The following is an 18,561-nucleotide window of genomic DNA, read 5'->3' as shown; positions in this document are numbered from 1 at the left end:
ATTAAAAATAATAGCCAAAATAATAGCAGCCCCCTCACTTAGTGAGGGGGCTGATGAGCTGCACCATGCGGATAACCGCTTCTGGAACTCCCTGGCCATCATGGCATCCTGTCCTCACTCGGCCTTCCCTGTTCCATCCGCAGGCTTCCTGACCCGCAAGGCTGTCTGCCTTGAAAGGCTTCCATGCCTCGTTTGCATCCTCAGAATAGTTTGCCTTTACCCCAACTCAAGGCTATTAAGGAAAAGAAACGTTCCCTTGTGTAACAGAGCGAAAAGATGAGCCCGGCCGTCAGATAGTCTCCCCATGGACCTAAAAAAGAGCCCGGCCTGGCGGCCGGGCTATATCTTCGTTTCCCTACTTCTTCCTCAAGCTTCCTGCTCGAGCCTCCTTGGTACGTGAGCCGTCCCTGACTCAGCCTTCCATGACGGGCTTTCCCTGTCCCGATGCAGTTACTCTGACAGCTCATTGCGGAAAGGTTCCTTAACCTGGGATAAGCCAATGCACAAGAGTCCGCTGAAGAGAGCCTCGTCGATGCGCAAGAAAAGGCCCCGGCCGGTAGCCAGGGGCAGGCGCGACGAGACGCGATATTTTGGCGAACCTGAGGAACGCGAAACCATGGCGTCTCTCGCAAGGGCAAAGCGTGCAGCGCCACTCGCCAGGGCGGCCTGCACAGCGAAAAAAAAGCCCGACCGCTGGGGCCGGGCTTTCAATCAACGCTTCCCTATCGACCAACCTCGGGCTTCCTGCCCAAGCGTCCTTGGTACTGAGCGCTCCGTCGCTCGGCCTTCCCTGTAGGGCTCTCCCTCGCCCGTTGTTCCCACGATAGTTGCTTTCGGAGAAAAGTGGTTTAACCAAGGATATCGAAGGGCGTACGAAATTGGCTTCGTGTTTGTAGGATATCTCTTACACAGCGCTTGAAAACGAGGATATGCGCCCCGATGCCTTGCCGATGGCCCCGCGTCGAAGGTCAACGCACGCAGACAGCGCCTGAGAATACGCTAGGCTGGAGGTAGGAACAGGCACGCCACGTTCAACGGAAGCTGATATGGCACTTACCGCAACAGACCCCATCAAGATGATCTTCGCCCTCCTGCTGCCGCCGGTCGGCGTGTTTCTGGAGGTCGGCCTGAAGGGCCACTTCTGGCTGAACATCCTGCTGACCTTCCTGGGTTTCATCCCGGGCATCCTCCACGCGTTCTACGTGATCCTGAAAGCACTAGCCATTCGAGACAAGGGCCTCTGCCGCCGGACACGGTGCGGCGGGGCCCGTACCTGGATCGGCTCTAGGCTCGCCGCTGCTTCTTACGTACAATGATCGGCCATCTCATTCCCGCTCCCTGCCTCTCGTCACGCTGCGCGTCATGCGGCGTCCGGCGACGTATCGGTACTTGCGAGGCGAATGGCGAGATGAGCCGGATCCAACGGCAGGACTTCTGGAGGCCATCGATGAGCGACACGACTGGAAACGACCCGCTGGCCCGGGCGCGCCGGTTTGCGGTGGCACCCATGATGGATCGGAGTTCACCTTAGATATCACGCGGCTTTCAGCCCTATAGTGCCAAAAAAGTACCAACACATCCTAGCAATCCACCCCTAGATTCCCGCCGGCACGAGCTCAGCAACTGATAGAGCACGATGAATGAATGACGCGCATGTATGACGCGCGCATGCATGGGCGCGTGGTTGGCCTATCGCCAAAATTGGTGGGGGGTCCGGAAAAGGGTAAGAAAGGTAATGAACTCTACAAACACGTCGTAAGCAATTGAATTATAAAGAAAATATGGAATTTCAAAAAAGGTAATAAAAAGGTAATGATGAGGTAATGCCATTACCCCTGCCTTGGGTGATTTTGGCTATGAAGAAACCACTATTTTTCAGTCACTTAGAAATCCATTACCTTTTTCATTACCTTTTCTAACCCCTGAGAGGTAATGACAGCCTCTTTTTAAAAACATGGCTTACAGACGACTTTCACCGACCTAACCGTTATTACCTTTTTCCGAACACCCCCCACCTTCCTGAGAGCCACTCTCATCTCTTCGTGCTTTCGAAGTCCTGGCAGGTCGTTCAATTTCGCATGATTCCGCAAGACCTTCAGGACCAGCTGCAACCGCCAGAGCGCCCAGAATCCGTGCGGCTTCCGCTCCGCTGCATGGGTGCCCAAAAAGCGACAGGTTTAGCGCGCAGGCGGGGCGGGGAGTCGACGGCGCGCCAGGGGGCGGGCCCGACCTTCTGGCTGATCGGATTGGCAAGAGAAAGCCGCCCGGTTGGGCGGCTGTTGGGGAGAGGTAGGCGCTGGTCAGCAGTTGGTGATGATCAGCTCCCCCCGCTGGTCAGTTGCTTCCCGGCCGACGGTGTAGCGGATGCTGGTGGTGTGGATCGTCAGGCCCTCGAAGGCCTCGCACATCTCGGGCACGTCGTTGACGCTGATGACGACTTGCCCCTTGGCCTCGCGTGCGAGACTGGCCATGAGGTGGTAACTGCTCGAGCCCGAAGTCGTTGCCGTACCCAGCGGTGCCCCAGTAGGGCGGATCGAGGTAGAAGAGCGTGCCCGGCCGGTCGTAGCGCCGCATGCACTCGGCCCAGTCCAGGTGCTCCACCACGGTGCGGGCCAGGCGCAGGTGCGCCGTGCTGAGATCTTCCTCGATCCGCATCAGGTTCAGCCGCGGTGGGCTGGTGGCGGAAGTGCCGAAGGTCTGTCCTGCCACCTTGCCACCGAAAGCCAGCTTCTGCAGGTAGAAGAACCGGGCCGCGCGTTGGATGTCGGTCAGGTGGCGAGGATCGATCTGACGTTGGGGTGAGGTACTCCTCGCGGCTCACCAGCCCCCAGCGGAACTGCCGCACGAGCTCGTCGGGGTGATGCTTGACCACGCGGTACAGGGTTGACCAGTTCACCGTGCACGTCGTTGATCACTTCGACCTGGCTAGGGGACTTCATGAAGAAACACCGCGGCGCCACCGCAGAAGGGCTCGGACGTAGGCCGTGTGCTCCTGGAACAGCGGAATGATCTGCTTGGCCAGGCGTCGCTTGCCTCCCATCCATGGGAGAATCGGTTTCGATTGCATCCTTGATACCTGTTCATTTATCCAGTTTTTGTTATTCCTCTCGTTGTCGGTCAGGGAGTAGGAAGCTCCACAGGATCAGGGACGATTCATGAGCGACAGGCGCTTGCAGCTTCGGCTGCGAGCGCTTTCTTTTCAGGCCGGTCGAGCGAGTACGGTCGGAACCGCACCACCTCCTCCCCCAGGCGATCGTTGATCTCGGTGAAGATGGCCTGCACCGGCTCGAGCTCGTTGGTCACGAACACCCGCGCTGCCTTCTCCACATCGCCGAAGCCACCGGTATTGTTGGGAATGATGCCCATGAGCTGCGGCGGTGTGCGGTGGCCAGCAAGCTGATCATCGCGGGTCAGGTTCTTGATCGCGGCGAATTCATCCTTGGCGGGCGACTTCCGAGATGGGAATGATCTGGATGCCGTCCTTCTTGCCGTTCGGCGAGTAGAGGAACAGGTTGCGGAAGTTGCCGACGCCCTTGCTCTCCTTCAGAGCGGTGCGCATGGCATCGATGTCTTCCTGGTTCTGCGCCGCGTCGGAGACGTACATGATGAAGCCGGCGTGAGAGCCGTTGAGGTAGTACTTGCGGCGGAACAGCGTGGCGTTCTCGTTGAGGTAGATCGACTGCAGCGCGCCCAGGTAGTCCGGCACGCCGTAGACCTCCTGGTTGAGATCCGGCTCGAGCAGGTGGATCACACTGCCGGCGGCGAACGTCGCTGCGATCCGACCAGTTGGGCACCCAGAAGTAACGCTCCAGGTCAGCGCCACGACGCACGTACTTGGCCCGGGCCGGACGCAGCTCGAGCAGCTTGCCCAGGCGACCCCAGATCCGTTCGAGGTAGCAATTGCCGAAGACCAGGTAGTCGGTCACCAGCGCGCTGAGGCCTGCCGGCTCAGAAGCCGATGCGGAATGAACGAGCGCACCAGGATGTTGCGCTTCACCTGGATCGCCGATCCATGATGCGCCGTGGCGCGATAGGTCTGCGCCAGTGCAGGGAAGTCCACCGGAGGCTCGTACCACTCGGTCCCATCATCCAGCAACCGGTGTAGAAGAAATCGTAGCCATCGATGACCGGTACCGGATCGCCGAAACTGAAGGCCTCCACTCGGGCCGGTGCCGCTGCAGCCGGCTCCTCGACCCGATAGGCCGGCACGCGTACCCGGGGCTTCTCGACAAGCGTTTCGCTCATCCGTACATCTCCATCATTGATCGCCCGGTACCGAGGGAAACCGGCCCGTCCAGCGGTTCGTTGTGCAGGGCGTGCATCGTGGCCCACGCCAGATCGGCGTGCCCCGTTTTGGCTGTTGCGTCCTGCGGTGTAGGTCAGGTGGCGGCCCGAGGCGGTGAGCTCGCGCCGGATCGCCATGAAGGATTGAGCGAGATCCGCCCAGCCGGCATCGAACTCCAGTCGCCCCTTGTTGATGATCTGCTGCGCCTGCATCACCAGGCGCGCCTTGACCTCGGGCGTGTAGCGGTACCGCGTGACGGTGGGGAGAACTTGGCGACCAGCTGGGCCACGGCCTCGCCCAGCCCCGAGGTGTCGATGCCGATGAAGGTGACGTTGTAGCGGCGCGTCACGCCGCGGATGAACTCCGCCTGTGCCTCGTAGTCGCGTCCCTTGATGCGGTGGCCGTTCGAGAACGCGATGCTTGCCCTCGGCCGTGCGTGGCGGAGCGACGAGGACGAGCCCCGCCCCATCGCCGTCCTCGCCATCGCCGGCCGGGTCATAGCCGACCCAGACTGGAAATTCCCCATAGGGCCTCGGCGCGAACGGCTTGATGTCCCGCCATACATCCCAGCTGTCGACCATGCACTTCTGCATCATGGCCAGCGGGAAGGCGCTCTGGGTGTCATCCACGAACTCGCACATCAAGAGGTTCGCGAACTCGTCGTCGGAATACTCCAGCCGCAGCTGGTCGATATCGAACAGGTCGCAGCCGCCAGCGATCGCATCCTCGATCGTCACGATCTGGCGCCACTGGCCATCCGGGCCGCGCGCCCCGCCCTTCAGCGCGGCGTGGCTGACGTCGATCGTCACCCGCTCGGACTTCTTGCGCCGCTTGTTGAAGCGGTCACCGGTCCAGAACGGATAGGCCTCGTGGGCCACGCTCGAGGGCGTCGAGAAGTAGGTTTGCTTCCAGCGTTGTGCATGGCCATGCCGCTGGTCACCTTCCGGAACTGCTCGAAACCGTGAATCCAGAAGTACTCGTCCAAGAACGTGTCGCCGTGATAGCCCTGCGCCGTCTTGGCGTTCGTGCCGAGGAAGTGGAGCTCTGCACCGTTGGCCAAGATGATCGGATCACCCTTCAGCTCGACGCCGGTGATCTCCTTCACGAACTGCACGATGTAGTGCCTGAAGATATGCGCCTGGGCCTTTGAGGCGCTCATGAAAATCTTGTTCTTGCCGGTCTCCCATTGCGTCGGCAATCGCTTCCCTGGCGAAGTACCAAGTGGCCCCGATCTGGCGGCTCTTGAGCAGGTTGCGGATCCGTTCATGCTGGCCGGCCCGGTACCAGGCGCGCTGGTAGTCGAACAGCGAGGCCTCGAAGGCCTCGACGATCTGGATCACTCCCTCGTCGCCCACATCGTTGCGCGCCGGCTTGCGCTTCTCGCAGGCATTGCGCCGCTCGATGTTGGGGTTGAGATCGGTCTCCTTGCCGGTGCGCTCGTACTTGTGGACCCGGGCCAGGCTCGATCTGACGACCTAGCAAATCCAGCTCCTTGAAGTCCTTCCCTTCCTTCCGCTCCTTCCAGATCAGCTGGACCATGCGCGCCTCGAGCGCGCCTTCCACCCGCTGGCTAGCGAGGCCTCGTCCCAGCCATCGCGCTTCTTCCAGCTGTCGATGGTGGCCCGGGGAATGTCCAGGTGCTCGGCGATACGCGCGATCCGCCAGCCCATCCAGTAGAGGTGGCGGGCGGAGAGGCGCGAAGCGTCGAGATTGTCCAGGTCGGGGGCGGCTGTCGTCATGCGCCCAGCGTACCCGCGCGCGCGAAGCCCATAGCGGCGGGCCTGGTGTAAGTCCCGCCTCTCACACCCGCCGCGCGTTGAGCCTCGCCCCCCGGGCGCGGAACCTGACGGCACTAGCGCACCGCACCCAGACAACTCCCGCCGAGGACCCCTCATGCCCTGGCATCGCATCGCAACCGAAGGCGCCACCACGGATGGCCGCACCATCAGCGCCGAGTGGCTCACGCAGATGGCAAACAACTTCAATCCGGCGAAATACGGCTGCCGGATCAATCTGGAACACATCAAGGGCGTGTTGCCCGACAGCCCCTTCAAGGCCTACGGCGATGTCACCGCGCTGAAAGCGGAAAAGGGCGACGACGGCAAGTTGGCCCTGTTCGCCGAGATCGACCCCACCGACGAACTCAAGGCCATGGTTCAGAAGCGCCAGAAGGTTTACACGTCGATGGAGATCGACCCCGACTTCGCCGACAGCGGCGAAGCCTACCTGGTAGGCCTGGCCGTCACCGATACTCCCGCCTCGCTCGGCACCTCGATGCTCAAGTTCAGCGCCGAGCAGGGCCAGGACTCCCCGCTTGCCGCTCGCAAGCAGCGCCCCGACAACCTGTTCTCCGCCGCCATCGAGACCACGCTCGACTTCACCGAAGAGCAGCCGGAAGAGACCGGTGCCAGCCTGCTCGACACCGTGAAGGCGCTGTTCAGCAAGCACAGCGGCAAGCACAAGCATGAGCTCGCGGCCTTCCAGGCCGATCTGCAGCAGACCCTCGCGCTCTTCGTCGAGAAGCACACCGCGCTCGAAGGCGAACTGGCCAAGCGTCCCACCGATGATGCCTTCAGCACCCTGCAGGCTGCTCACGACGAGCTGAAACAGCGCTTCGACGAGCTGTTCAACCGACTCGACAACGAACCCCCCCCAGCACCACCGCTCCGCGCCACCGGCACCGACGGCGGCATGGTCACCGACTGCTAAGGAACCGACCCGCTCATGCGCAACGATACTCGCGTACTGTTCAACCAATTCACCGCCCAGGTGGCCAAGCTCAACGGCGTGCCGGACGCCACACAGAAGTTCGCCGTGGATCCGACCATCCAGCAGCGCTTGGAGAAGCGCATCCAGGAGTCGAGCGACTTCCTCTCGCGGATCAACGTGATCGGCGTCGACGAGCTGAAGGGCGAGAAGCTCGGCCTCGGCATCTCCGGCCCGATCGCCGGGCGTACCGACGTCAGCCAGAAGGATCGTGAGACTCGCGATCTGACTACCCTCGACCCGCACGGCTACGAGTGCCGCTTCACCGAGTTCGACACCCATCTCGGCTACAACAAGATCGACGCCTGGGCCAAGTTCCCCAACTTCCAGGCCTTGATCCGCGACGCCATCGTGCGTCAGCAGGCACTGGACCGCATGGCGATCGGCTTCAACGGCACCACCGCCGCGGCCCAGACCAACCGTGCCACCAACCCCATGCTCCAGGACGTGAACATCGGCTGGCTGCAGCAGTACCGCCTGCACGCCGAGGCCCGCGTCATGAAGGCGGGCAACGTCGCCGGCAAGGTGCGTGTGGGCAAGGGCGGCGACTATCTCAACCTCGACGCCCTGGTTTACGACGCGGTGCACAGCCTGATCGAGCCTTGGTATCGCCGCGTGCCGGGCCTGGTCGTCCTGGTGGGCCGTAACCTCATGTCCGACAAGTACTTCCCGCTGATCAACACAGAGCAGCCGCCCAGCGAGCAGATGGCCGCCGACGTGGTCATCAGCCAGAAGCGCATCGGGGGCCAGCAGGGCCTGGACGTGCCCTTCTTCCCCGACAACGCCCTCATGGTCACCACGCTCGATAACCTCTCGATCTACTGGCAGAACGGCGCCCGCCGCCGGCACGTCAGCGAGAACCCCAAGCGCAATCGCATCGAGAACTACGAGAGCTCGAACGACGCCTACGTGGTCGAGGACTTCGGCGCCGGCTGCTTGGTGGAAAACATCGAGCTCGGCGACTTCACCAGCGGGGAGTAAGGCAACGCTATGACCAGCCCAGCCCGCCGTCACTTTCAACGCGTCACCGCGGCCCTCGCCGCGGCTGACGCCGGCGAACAGCCCATGCATGGCGACGCCTACGAGCTGATGCAGGCTGCCCTGTTCGAGGACTACCGCCGCCTCAAGGCGACTCAGTCCATGGAACGCAAGGCCGAGATCAAGCGCGAGATCCTGCCCCAGTACGCCGACTACGTTGCCGGCGTACTCGAGCGGGGTCAGGGCGCCCAGGACGACGTGCTGATGCGCGTCATGCTATGGCGCATCGACGCCGGCGACCTGGCCGGCGCCGTCGAGATCGCCCGCTACGCCCTCACCCATGGCCTCAACCCGCCCGACCAGTTCGAGCGTGGCACGGCGGCCGTCATCGCCGAGGAAGTCGCCGACCAGGCAATCAAGCAGCTCGAGGCCGATGACAGCGATGCCGCCGCGCTTCTCGACCTGCTCAGCGAAGTGGAAACCCTCTCCGCCGGCGCGGACATGCACGACCAGATCCGCCAAGCTCCACAAGTCGCTGGGGTACGCCGCGCGCACCGCAGGCCAGCTCGAGCTGGCCCAGCAGCACCTCACGCGGGCGATCGAACTGAACGAGCGCGTGGGCGTGAAGCGCGACCTCGAGCAGATCGCCCGAGAGATCAAGAAAACCACCACCACCGAACAGCCCAGCGGCTGACCGAGTCGACCGCCGACGCCAAGGGGGCGCGGCCGGCACCGAAGGTTCCTCCTCGAGGTGCAAGCCGCCCACCCCCTTCTTAACCAGGAGAGCCGATGAACAGCTTCGTTTCCACCGGTACCGCCAGCAGTCAGGATCCCGAGGCCATCGCCAACAACGGCTTCTGGCCCGATATCGTGCCGGCGGACTTTCGCGCCAGGCATCGCCTGGACGGCACCGTCACCGCCGAGCGACTCGAAGGCGCCCTGCTCGCCGCCATCGCCTCGGTCAACCGCACCCTTCGCGACTGGCAGGCCCGCCAAGCCGAGGCCGGCTACACCACGGTGGCCAATGTTCCGGTACCGATCTGGCAAGCACCGGGCGTCTATCTCGGCCTCTACCAGCGCGCCGTCTACTCGATGGCCCACGCCAGCCTGATCGAGCGCTACGCCGACTTCGATGCCACCAACAGCGGCCGGGATCGCGCCGAGCGTCTGGTGGACCCTGCCGAGAGCTATCGCCGAGACGCCGTCTGGGCCATCGCCGAGATCGAAGGCCGGCCGCACAGCACCGTCGAGTTGATCTGATGCCGCGCACCGTCCACGCCCACCAGCACGACACGGTCGATGCCCTCTGCTACCGCCACTTCGGCCGCACCCAGGGCATCACGGAGCAAGTGCTCGAGCTCAACCCCGGCTTGGCCACGCTCGGCCCCGTGCTACCCCAAGGCACCGCGGTGCGCCTACCCGACCTCACACCGACTCCCCAGCGCCCGCCTGCCGTGCAGCTGTGGGACTGAACACATGACGCGCCACCCGCGCCAAAACGCCGAGGACCTCATGGCCGAACCCAGCACCGCCACCTTCACCGGCATCGTCACACTCGGCGCCACCCTCTTCGGGCTGATTCCCGGCGTCGACGCCAACGCCATCGTCGGCGCCCTTTGCGGTGCAGCGCTGTTCGTTGTCAGCGCCAAAGGGCTCACCCTGCTCGAGCGGCTTATCTATCTGGTCATCTCGTTTCTGATCGGCTATCTCGGCGGCCCATCACAGCTGAGCCACCTCTTCGAGCACACCGCCGTCTCGGCCTTCATTGCCGCCGCCATTTCCGTTACCGCCGGGCTCCGGATCATCGACGCGGTCAAGCACTTCGACCTGAAAGCCTGGCTAGGTCCTGGAGGGAAACAGTGAACGTATTCATCGAGATCGCGATTCTCGCCGCCATCGTCAGCCTGCTGCGCATCCTCACCTTCCAGCGTCGAGGCAGCCGCTTCCGCCGAGGCGTCTCGTTCCTCGCCTGGCTGCTGGCCTGCGCCCACGTGGTGCTGATCTTCAAGCTCCCGGCCCTGGCAATTCCCGAGCCGGCCGCCATCGTCCTGGCCCTCGCCCTGGTCATCGTCGCCGCACTGCTGCTGCGCGCACGCGGCAACGTCGCCCACCTCCTACCGATCCGGAGACCCTGATGCAGCTCACACCCCACTTCCAGCTTTCCGAGTTCACCCGCTCGAGCACCGCCCAGCGCCTCGGCGACGCCAACCAACCCAACGCCCAGGAGCTGGCCAACCTCAAGCGCCTGGCCGAATGCCTCGAGCAGGTGCGCGCCCATCTGGGCGGGCACCCGATCATCATCACCTCGGGCTTTCGTAACGAACAGGTCAACCGTGCCGTAGGCGGCGTACCCAACAGCGCCCACCGCCTGGGACTCGCCGCCGACTTCACCGTGCCTCGCTTTGGAAGCGTGCTGGCCTCCTGCCAGGCCATCGCCAATGCGCCCGGGCTCTGCTTCGACCAGCTCATCAACGAGTACGACCGTTGGATTCATCTGGGTCTCCGTCAGGCAGGCGATCGTCGCCAATTGCTCACCATCGACAACCGCGGCACCCGTCTCGGGCTCGACAGGGCCAGGGCATGAGCCGCTTCAAGCTGCCCATCGCTGCCCTGCTGCTGGCCGGCGCTCTGCTCGCCGGCTGGCAGGCCCGGGGCTGGCACGAGGACAGCCGCCGCCTCACCGCCGAGCGGGCCACTCAACAGGCCATCGACGCCGCGCTCTCCCGAGAGTCGCGCATCGCCCAAGCCGTCGAGGCGCGCCTGGCCGAGCTCGAGGCGAACGAACGCATCATCGATCGAGGGATCATTCGTGAAGTGCAGAAACCGATTTACCAGCGCGTTTGTCTTGGCGTTGACGCTATCCGCCTGCTCAACGACGCCGCCGCCGGGCGCCGACCCGATCCAGCAGTCCCTGCTGCGCCCTTGTCCCGTCACGCTCCCGTCCCTGACTGACGGTACCGGGCAAGACGTCGCCCTCACCATGGCAAGCTGGGCCAGCCAGTATCACGGCTGCGCCACGCGGCATAACGGACTCGTCGAGCTGCTCGAGGCCCGCCAATGAAGAAACTGCACCGGCTCCGGGAACACCTGGTGGCGGCCGTGCCCGGGCTCGACCGGGATCCAGACCGCCTGCTCACCTTCGTCGAGGAAGGCAGCATCGAGTTTCGCCGCGGCCGCGACCTCACCCACGAATACCGCTTCGTCGCTCAACTTGTCCTGACCGACTTCACCGGCGACCTGGATACCGTCATGCTGCCGCTGCTGCAGTGGCTCGCCGAATACCAGCCGGATCTCGATCCCGGCGAGGCGCTCACCTTCGAGGCCGAGATACTGGCCAACCGCGCCGTGGATCTTGCCCTGCGCGTTCCTCTCACGGAGCGTGTTATCGCCCGCGTCGACTGTGACACCGGCCGTATCCTGGCTGAGCACTCCCTGCCCCACTTCCCCAGCCACGCCTGCATGGCCACGCGCTGGCAGTTGGCTACCCGCGAAGCCACCGACCAGGCGTGGAGCGTGGCGGCAGAATGGGATGCGCCCCATGGCTGACGACCTGCAGCAGCTCGCCGACTGGGCTGCGCCGCTACTGGCCAAGCTCGAAGCAAGGAAGCGCCGCGCCCTAGCGCGCACCATCGCCCAAGACCTGCGCCGCAGCCAACGCGAACGTATCCGCGCCCAGCGCAACCCTGACGGCACGCCCTACACGCCCCGCCAGCCGCAACGGCTGCGCGGCCGGCAAGGTGCCATCCGCCGGCGCGCCATGTTCGCCAAGCTCTCCACCGCCAAGTGGCTCAAGGCCACCACCCAAGGCGACACCGCCGTGCTGGGCTTCTTCGGCAGCGTCGCGCGCATCGCCCGCACCCACCAGCTCGGCCTGCGCGATCGCGTCAGCCGCGGCGGCCCCACCGTCGAGTACCCGCAGCGCGAACTGCTCGGCTTCACCACCCAGGATCGAACCCGCATACGCGACCTACTGATCGATCACCTCGACCCGGTGTAGCTGCACCGAGCCACACCCGCCACCGCTTCGCCCGCCCAGCGCACCGCCGCACGATAGCGGCATGAACCCCATCGAACTCCTACGCCTGCTTCACAACCTGATCCGCCTCGGCACCGTCCACGAAGTGGATCACGCTCGTGCCCGCGTGCGCGTCGTCTCCGGCGAACTCGTCACCGACTGGCTGCCCTGGCTCTCACCTCGCGCAGGCACCACACGCGACTGGAGCCCGCCCACGGTCGGCGAGCAGGTCCTGGTGCTCTCGCCAGGTGGCGACCCCGCTGCCGGCGCAGTGCTCACCGGGATCTACAGCGACACCCACCCAGCGCCGGCGGATTCAAGCACGCTCTGCAGGCAAGTCATGCCCGACGGCGCCGTTCTTGAATACGACCATGAAGTACATCACTTGGCGGCAACGCTACCGGGCAGCGCCACCCTCAACGCCCAGGGCGAGATTAAGGTAACGACCACAGCCAAGCTCACTGCTACGGCAGCCGAAGGCGCAACGATCAATGCCGACACGACGATCAACGGCAGATTGTCCATTGTCGGCGATAGCGTCACCCATAACGGCACCAATATCGGCGCCACCCATAAGCATGGCGGTGTTGTCAGTGGTGGCAGCCTCACGGGAGTTCCCAGCGGATGACTGGCATGAACGCCCAGACCGGCCGGCGCCTGGACGACATCGAACACATCCAGCAGTCCGTGCGCGACATCCTCACCACGCCGATCGGCAGCCGCGTGATGCGGCGTGATTACGGCTCCCTGCTGCCCGAGCTCATCGACCAACCCCTCAACGGCGCCACCGCCCTGCGCGCCTACTCCGCCACGGTAGTTGCTCTGATGAAGTGGGAACCGCGCATCCGCGTGCGCGAGATAACCCGCCTGGCCCCGGCCGACCAGCCCGGCTCACTAATTCTCGACATGACCGCCCAACGCACCGACACCGGTGAATCCATCGACCTCCGCGTGCCCTTGCGCCAAGGCTCGGGGAGTCTTGCATGAGCAGCCCCATCGACCTCTCACGCCTGCCGGCGCCGAACGTCGTCGAGCCGCTCGACTTCGAGGAGATCCTGGCCCAGCGCAAGGCCGCCCTGATCGCGCTCTACCCCAGCGAGGAGCGCCAGGGCATCGCCGCCCTCCTCGAGCTCGAATCCGAGCCATTGGCCAAGCTCTGCCAGGAGAATGCTTATCGCGAGCTGCATTGGCGGCAACGGGTGAATGAAGCCGCCAAGGCGGTGATGATCGCTCACGCGCGCAACGGCGATCTCGACAACCTGGTCGCCAACTTCAACGTCAAGCGGCTGACCGTTGATCCCGGTGACCCGACGGCCATGCCACCGGTACCGCCCACCCTGGAGCCGGACGAGGACCTACGCCTGCGCGGCCCCGAAGCCTTCGAGGGGCTGAGCGTCGCCGGCCCCACCCGCGCCTATGAGTTCTACGCCAGATCCGCCGACGGCCGCGTGGCCGACGCGAGAGCCATTTCCCCCGCTCCCTGCGAAGCGCTCGTCACCGTGCTTTCCCGCCTGGGCAATGGCGAGGCGCCGCAGGACCTGCTCGATATCGTCGAAGCCGCCCTCACGCCAGAGGACATTCGCCCGGTAGGCGATCGCGTCACAGCGCAGTCAGCTGACATCGCCGAGTTCGCCATCCAGGCGGTACTCCACCTGCACGCCGGCTATGGCCCCGAGCAAGAGTTGATCCTGGCTGCGGCTCAGCGCCGGGCCAGCGATTATGCCGCCGCCCTTCGCAAGCTGGGCTTCAGCGTCTACACCGATGCTATCGAGGCGGCACTACACGTCGAAGGCGTGAAGCACGTCGAGCTGGTCTCGCCAACCGGCCACATCCTGCGCAACCTCACCCAAGCCGCCTACTGCACCGGTATCGACATCTCGCTGGGGGGCGCCAATGGCTAGCTCGCTGTCGTTGCTGCCGCCAAACGCCACCTTCCTGGAGCGGTCTGCCGCCCAGGCGCTGGCGGAGATCGAGCACGTTCCGGTGCCGCTGCGCGACCTCTGGGACCCGGATCGTTGCCCGGTCGCCCTGTTGCCCTACCTGGCCTGGGCGTTCTCGGTCGATCGCTGGGATCCCGCTTGGTCCGAAGCCGCCAAGCGCTCGGTCATCCGCAGCTCCTACTTCGTCCACCGCAAGAAGGGCACGATCTCGGCACTGCACCGCGTCGTCGAGCCGCTCGGATACCTGCTGGAAGTCACGGAGTGGTGGCAAACCCAGCCGCCCGGCCCGCGCGGGACCTTCTCCTTGAGCATCGGCGTGCTCGACCAAGGCATCACCGAAGAGATGTTCATCGAGCTCGAGCGGCTCATCGCCGAGGCCAAGCCGCTTACGCGCCACATCACCGGCCTCGACATCACCCTGAGCACCTCTCTCACCGCCTACGTCGGCGTTGCCATCAACGACGGCGACGAGCTCGACGTGCTGCCCTGGGAGTCGCCCGACATCGACGTGATATGCCGCACGCGGCAGGCCCTGGCCACCACCTCCCACGACACGATGGATATCCACCTGCATGATTGACCAGAACTCCACCTTCGGCGGCTTCCTCACCGACATCGGCGAGGCCAAGCAGGCCAATGCCAATGCCCTCGGCCAGCCCTGGAAGCTCACCCATATGCTGCTGGGCGACGCCAACGGCACCGATCCGGTACCGCAGCCCGGCCAGACCCAGCTGATCAACCAGGTGTACCGCGCCGCTATCAACCAGCTCTTCGTCGACCCGGCCAACCCGGCGATACTGATCGCCGAACTCGTACTCCCACCGAACGTCGGCGGCTGGTGGATCCGCGAGCTCGGCCTCGAGGATGAAGACGGCGACTTCGTCGCGGTGGCCAACTGCCCACCCAGCTACAAGCCCCTGCTCACCCAGGGTAGCGGGCGCAATCAGGTGGTGCGCATGCACCTCATCGTCAGCAACACGGCAAATGTGCAGCTGAAGATCGACCCCAGTGTGGTATTGGCCACGCGCAAGTACGTCGATGACGGGGATGCAGCGGTGAAAGCCCACATCGAACAGGGTATGGCCGCAGCCGGTTATCAGTTCGCCAGTTACGATGCAGAACGCGTTTACACCACTGGCGAGATCGTTCGCGGTAGCGATGGCCTGTTTTACGAGTTCTACGACCGTGACCTGTCTGGCACCACGCAGGGCATCGACCCCACGAATATCGCCAACCGTCCCCACATCTGGATGCAATGGGACGGCGTGCGTCCTGGCACCACCATTGAATGGCGATCGGAGTCGCTGCCCGAGGGTTATGTCGAGAACGATGGGGGAGAGCTCAACCGCAGTGACTACCGCCGGATTTTTGCCGCATTTGGCACTACCTACGGCGTAGGAGATGGCTCGACAACGTTCGTCATGCCCGATGATCGTGGCGAGTTCAAACGCGGCCTAGACCGAGGCCGTGGTGTAGACCCTGGTCGTACGATTGGCAGCGGTCAGCTCGATCAGATGCAGCGCATTACCGGGACGCTGCTGGCGGTGACAGCCAGTGGTGTACACCACCTGTTCAGCGATGGCAGCGGTGCATTTTCAGTGGGCAGTCCCGGCGCAGGGCTGGCATCCAGTTTGGCGACAGGGGCGAATCGATACGGACGGGCTAACTTCGATTCAGCGGGTTCCCCGGGAAGCCGGACAGGCGATAGCACGTTCCCCCGTAACAACGCGGTTATCTACCTGACCAAGATCTGAGGAGACGCCCGATGCGCATTTGGGACATACACCCAATCGACAGCACCGTTATTGACCCCGCCGGCCGCGAAGCACCCGTCGACCCAATGCGGCACGAGCCTCGCATTCCCGCTGGGGCCACCAGCATCGAGCCGCCCGAAGTCGGCGAACATGAGACCGCCCGCTGGGCCGGAGAGGCATGGGAGGTCGTGGCCGACTGGCGGGGCAATGAGTACTGGACCGAGGACGGCAAGCACCACGAGATCACAGAGCTAGGTGTTAAGCCACCAAGCGACGCCTTGAACGAAATGCCACCCGAATCTCTCGATCTCCTCGCCGCTCGGAAGCGCCGCGCAATCGATCAGGCACGCGACCAAGCATTCGCCGCTGGTCTGCCCTATGACTTCGATGGCCATATCGACGTGGTCCAGACCCGGCCGCAGGACCAGATCAACCTGCTTGGCCTGAGCGCAAAGGCACAACGCTTGATCGCTGATGGCGAAGCCGCCCCGGTCATGCGGTTCCGCGGCCAGTCGAACGAAACCCGGATGCTCACTCCCGAGCAGATGAATACCCTGACCATGACGGCCCTGAACCATATCGAGTCGATTTATCAGCGCTCATGGGAATGTAAGGATGCTATTTCCAGGGCTCTGGAAACACAAGACCGAGAGACTCTTCACACCATTAAATGGTAGCAAAGGAAACGAGTAAAACTGCCCAAGGCGCGATGGCAAACAATCACCTCATTGCGTCGCGCCCTGAGCAAAGCCAGCAGTCAAAATCAATCCAGCAGCAAACCACTTATATCAAAGCTTCTGAACACATATGTAGAAGAAATATTAGAAAAGTGCCACCTATCGTTTGTAATCAAGTGCCCACCTTCCAGCATAATTTGGCAATTTTCTGGCGACCGCTCTTCGCATAATACGTCAAGGATCGAGAAATAGTCCGCACCAGAACGTTCAGCCACTTGGCGCAACTCATCATCGAGATAAAATACTCGAGACTCCTCGACCAATGAACTTACAGCACTAAGTGAAGAACTTCTCATACTGAACCCTGACACCAGATTCGGCAACTCATCAGGAAAACGCAAGGTCGGCCCAACAAGAACAACCTCATAGCCGAGCTCTTTGAAAAAACTGATGGTTTCTTCTATTGATTCAAGTTGGTTTTCTTTCCAATGTGACTGGAGGATTACAATCTCCACATCAGGAATAATCCCATCCAAGAAAATTCTATCATTCCTTATTTTACAGCTGGCACTACCATATCCAACCAAAGGCCTGCATCCAGTAGCGGTATTCATCAATAAATTTATACCGGGGTTGTTTTGGCTAATTCCCCACCAAGAATAGGCTGCCATGCTATCCCCCAGGAGTAATGCACCTACCCCCTCTCCTCCACTTTCACACTTATCAAAATCAAAGGCAGTCATGAACTCATCATTATTACCTGACACAAAGCAGTTTTTATTTCTAAAATAATCGTGCCTACTGGACCGCCATGTTGCAGCATTCTCTAATGCCTTCTGTATTTCACCATCAACTCGCCAGGTCCATCCGCCATTTGACCAAGCTGTAGCAGCCGGGATTACTGTCAGGCAAATAGCTGCTACAGCAACCATGGCGCCTTGCTTACCCTGAGTAGTGTGATGCGTACCGAAACGAAATGGGGTTTCGACGAAGCGATACATCAAATATCCAACAACGAACGAAAATGCAAGCAAGACAACCACTTCAAACATTGAAAATGCTGCAACACTATAATATTTATATAATACTATTATAGGCCAGTGAACCAAGTAAGTTGAGTAGGATATCAACCCCAAACCCACAAGCACTTTATTCCGCAGGACTCGGCCAAGATGCTGGCTCCCCCCGGCGCTAATAACCAAAGCAGTTCCCAAGCAGGGAAGAAGCGCACTAACACCAGGAAAAACGGTCTCTTCATCAAACGCAAAGAAAGAGTACAAAATTAAGCTTAAACCAAGTGCTAGAGTGGCCTCGGAGCGCATGCCGTTATTATTTTGCCGAATTTTCAACCAAGCAAGCATTCCACCAATGCAAAATTCATACATCCTGAACGGCATCCAAAAAAAGGCGGTGGGCTGACTCTTTGTAACCATCCACTGGGCTGCGACAAGGGAAACACCCCCTAGCACGACTAATATTAATACCGCATGTCTAGGCAAATATTTACACAGGATAATCAATAACATCGGCCAGACAAGATAAAACTGTTCCTCAACACTTAAAGACCACGTATGAAGCAGAGGCTTGCTAATTGCCTCCGTATCAAAATATCCACTACCACTCCAAAAAAATATATTGGAAAAAGAAAAGAGGGAAGAAATTATAGATCCAGAAAAGCGCTCCATCGCAGGCGGGGGAAGTAAGAAAACACCCACGACAAACGAAATAGCAATAGTAAAAAACAATGCAGGAAAAAGCCTTCTTATCCTGCGAGCAAAAAAGTCTTTTAAAGAAAAGACCCCTTCCTCAAGCCTGCCCTTAATTATAGAAGTAATTAAATACCCACTTATGACAAAAAACACATCTACGCCAACGAACCCCCCCTGAATAAACTCAATATCAAGGTGGTAAAGCACGACAGCTAGTACGGCGATTGCTCTCAGGCCATCTATATCCGGTTTGTACTCAGACTTCTGCATTAGTTGTTCCCCATGCGTTTTGCCGCAGTATTGTGCCACAACACAGCATGAGCCGCTAAGCCTGACGTGCTTCTTTGCCCCGCTCCTCCTGCCCTGGTCGCGTCTATGGCTTCCGCTCTGGCGCAGCACGGCAACGACACGCCCGACCATCCCCCCTGCGGGCTTTA

Annotated in this window: 22 protein-coding genes and 3 pseudogenes; 18 read left to right on the top strand and 7 right to left on the bottom strand. The window is 61.8% G+C overall.

What is annotated here, in order from left to right; translation table 11 throughout:
- Positions 1–1,046: 1,046 nt before the first annotated feature.
- Positions 1,047–1,214: pseudogene (locus I4484_RS20880) on the top strand (YqaE/Pmp3 family membrane protein); the annotation flags it as partial.
- Between the two features lie 1,086 nt (positions 1,215–2,300).
- On the opposite strand, the gene I4484_RS20875 reads toward I4484_RS20880, so the two are convergent.
- The 6 genes and pseudogenes from I4484_RS20875 to I4484_RS06975 form a co-directional block, all read right to left on the bottom strand.
- Positions 2,301–2,471, bottom strand: a complete 171-nt coding sequence (locus I4484_RS20875) for a hypothetical protein (protein ID WP_254799127.1) — start codon at positions 2,469–2,471, stop codon at positions 2,301–2,303.
- Between the two features lie 70 nt (positions 2,472–2,541).
- Positions 2,542–2,727, bottom strand: a pseudogene (locus I4484_RS21050) (DNA adenine methylase); the annotation flags it as partial.
- A 426-nt stretch (positions 2,728–3,153) separates the two neighbouring features.
- Complete coding sequence (locus tag I4484_RS06990; RefSeq protein WP_197450257.1) at positions 3,154–3,366, bottom strand: hypothetical protein; 213 nt, start codon at positions 3,364–3,366, stop codon at positions 3,154–3,156.
- A gap of 67 nt (positions 3,367–3,433) precedes the next feature.
- The gene (locus I4484_RS06985; RefSeq protein ID WP_197450256.1) at positions 3,434–3,751 is read right to left on the bottom strand and encodes a hypothetical protein; all 318 of its coding nucleotides are present in this window, start codon (positions 3,749–3,751) and stop codon (positions 3,434–3,436) included.
- 242 nt (positions 3,752–3,993) lie between these two features.
- On the bottom strand, positions 3,994–4,245 hold the full coding sequence (locus I4484_RS06980; protein WP_197450255.1) for a hypothetical protein: 252 nt from the start codon (positions 4,243–4,245) through the stop codon (positions 3,994–3,996).
- Positions 4,242–6,024, bottom strand: a pseudogene (locus tag I4484_RS06975) (terminase family protein). The gene I4484_RS06980 and the pseudogene I4484_RS06975 overlap by 4 nt, the downstream one beginning before the upstream one ends.
- Before the next feature lie 154 nt (positions 6,025–6,178).
- On the opposite strand from I4484_RS06975, the gene I4484_RS06970 reads away from it, so the two are divergent.
- From I4484_RS06970 to I4484_RS06890, 17 genes are all read left to right on the top strand, one after another.
- Positions 6,179–6,994: a GPO family capsid scaffolding protein gene (locus I4484_RS06970; protein WP_197450254.1), complete on the top strand. Its 816-nt coding sequence runs from the start codon at positions 6,179–6,181 to the stop codon at positions 6,992–6,994.
- 15 nt (positions 6,995–7,009) lie between these two features.
- Positions 7,010–8,032, top strand: coding sequence for a phage major capsid protein, P2 family (locus I4484_RS06965; protein ID WP_197450253.1), 1,023 nt, complete (start codon positions 7,010–7,012; stop codon positions 8,030–8,032).
- A gap of 9 nt (positions 8,033–8,041) precedes the next feature.
- A complete protein-coding gene (gpM, locus tag I4484_RS06960; RefSeq protein ID WP_197450252.1) occupies positions 8,042–8,806 on the top strand; it encodes a phage terminase small subunit in 765 nt (254 codons plus the stop codon).
- A 12-nt stretch (positions 8,807–8,818) separates the two neighbouring features.
- Positions 8,819–9,289 (top strand): head completion/stabilization protein, encoded by a 471-nt coding sequence (locus I4484_RS06955; RefSeq protein ID WP_197450251.1) that lies wholly within the window; start codon positions 8,819–8,821, stop codon positions 9,287–9,289.
- Positions 9,289–9,501 (top strand): tail protein X, encoded by a 213-nt coding sequence (locus I4484_RS06950; RefSeq protein WP_103970402.1) that lies wholly within the window; start codon positions 9,289–9,291, stop codon positions 9,499–9,501. The genes I4484_RS06955 and I4484_RS06950 overlap by 1 nt, the downstream gene beginning before the upstream one ends.
- A gap of 4 nt (positions 9,502–9,505) precedes the next feature.
- Positions 9,506–9,892, top strand: coding sequence for a putative holin (locus I4484_RS06945; RefSeq protein ID WP_103970403.1), 387 nt, complete (start codon positions 9,506–9,508; stop codon positions 9,890–9,892).
- A complete protein-coding gene (locus I4484_RS06940; RefSeq protein ID WP_160113422.1) occupies positions 9,889–10,164 on the top strand; it encodes a phage holin family protein in 276 nt (91 codons plus the stop codon). Before I4484_RS06945 ends, I4484_RS06940 begins: the two co-directional genes overlap by 4 nt.
- Complete coding sequence (locus I4484_RS06935) at positions 10,164–10,613, top strand: D-Ala-D-Ala carboxypeptidase family metallohydrolase (RefSeq protein WP_197450250.1); 450 nt, start codon at positions 10,164–10,166, stop codon at positions 10,611–10,613. Before I4484_RS06940 ends, I4484_RS06935 begins: the two co-directional genes overlap by 1 nt.
- Positions 10,610–10,981 (top strand): hypothetical protein, encoded by a 372-nt coding sequence (locus I4484_RS06930; protein WP_197450249.1) that lies wholly within the window; start codon positions 10,610–10,612, stop codon positions 10,979–10,981. The genes I4484_RS06935 and I4484_RS06930 overlap by 4 nt, the downstream gene beginning before the upstream one ends.
- A 105-nt stretch (positions 10,982–11,086) precedes the next feature.
- Positions 11,087–11,575, top strand: coding sequence for a phage tail protein (locus I4484_RS06925; protein WP_197450248.1), 489 nt, complete (start codon positions 11,087–11,089; stop codon positions 11,573–11,575).
- Positions 11,568–12,026: a phage virion morphogenesis protein gene (locus I4484_RS06920; protein ID WP_197450247.1), complete on the top strand. Its 459-nt coding sequence runs from the start codon at positions 11,568–11,570 to the stop codon at positions 12,024–12,026. The genes I4484_RS06925 and I4484_RS06920 overlap by 8 nt, the downstream gene beginning before the upstream one ends.
- Positions 12,027–12,087: 61 nt before the next feature.
- Positions 12,088–12,672 (top strand): phage baseplate assembly protein V, encoded by a 585-nt coding sequence (locus I4484_RS06915; RefSeq protein ID WP_197450246.1) that lies wholly within the window; start codon positions 12,088–12,090, stop codon positions 12,670–12,672.
- Positions 12,669–13,031: a GPW/gp25 family protein gene (locus I4484_RS06910; RefSeq protein ID WP_197450245.1), complete on the top strand. Its 363-nt coding sequence runs from the start codon at positions 12,669–12,671 to the stop codon at positions 13,029–13,031. Before I4484_RS06915 ends, I4484_RS06910 begins: the two co-directional genes overlap by 4 nt.
- Positions 13,028–13,945: a baseplate J/gp47 family protein gene (locus tag I4484_RS06905; protein WP_197450244.1), complete on the top strand. Its 918-nt coding sequence runs from the start codon at positions 13,028–13,030 to the stop codon at positions 13,943–13,945. The genes I4484_RS06910 and I4484_RS06905 overlap by 4 nt, the downstream gene beginning before the upstream one ends.
- Complete coding sequence (locus tag I4484_RS06900) at positions 13,938–14,564, top strand: phage tail protein I (RefSeq protein ID WP_197450243.1); 627 nt, start codon at positions 13,938–13,940, stop codon at positions 14,562–14,564. Before I4484_RS06905 ends, I4484_RS06900 begins: the two co-directional genes overlap by 8 nt.
- Positions 14,557–15,738: a phage tail protein gene (locus I4484_RS06895; protein WP_197450242.1), complete on the top strand. Its 1,182-nt coding sequence runs from the start codon at positions 14,557–14,559 to the stop codon at positions 15,736–15,738. The genes I4484_RS06900 and I4484_RS06895 overlap by 8 nt, the downstream gene beginning before the upstream one ends.
- 11 nt (positions 15,739–15,749) lie before the next feature.
- Positions 15,750–16,415, top strand: coding sequence for a DUF4376 domain-containing protein (locus tag I4484_RS06890; RefSeq protein ID WP_197450241.1), 666 nt, complete (start codon positions 15,750–15,752; stop codon positions 16,413–16,415).
- An 86-nt stretch (positions 16,416–16,501) separates the two neighbouring features.
- On the opposite strand, the gene I4484_RS06885 is transcribed toward I4484_RS06890, so the two are convergent.
- Positions 16,502–18,394, bottom strand: a complete 1,893-nt coding sequence (locus I4484_RS06885; protein WP_197450240.1) for an acyltransferase family protein — start codon at positions 18,392–18,394, stop codon at positions 16,502–16,504.
- Between the last annotated feature and the right edge of the window lie 167 nt (positions 18,395–18,561).

It is taken from the genome of Halomonas sp. SS10-MC5 (assembly GCF_015992245.1).
In the GTDB taxonomy this organism is placed as follows: domain Bacteria; phylum Pseudomonadota; class Gammaproteobacteria; order Pseudomonadales; family Halomonadaceae; genus Halomonas; species Halomonas sulfidoxydans.
This window is presented reverse-complemented; position numbering and strand designations above follow the sequence as displayed.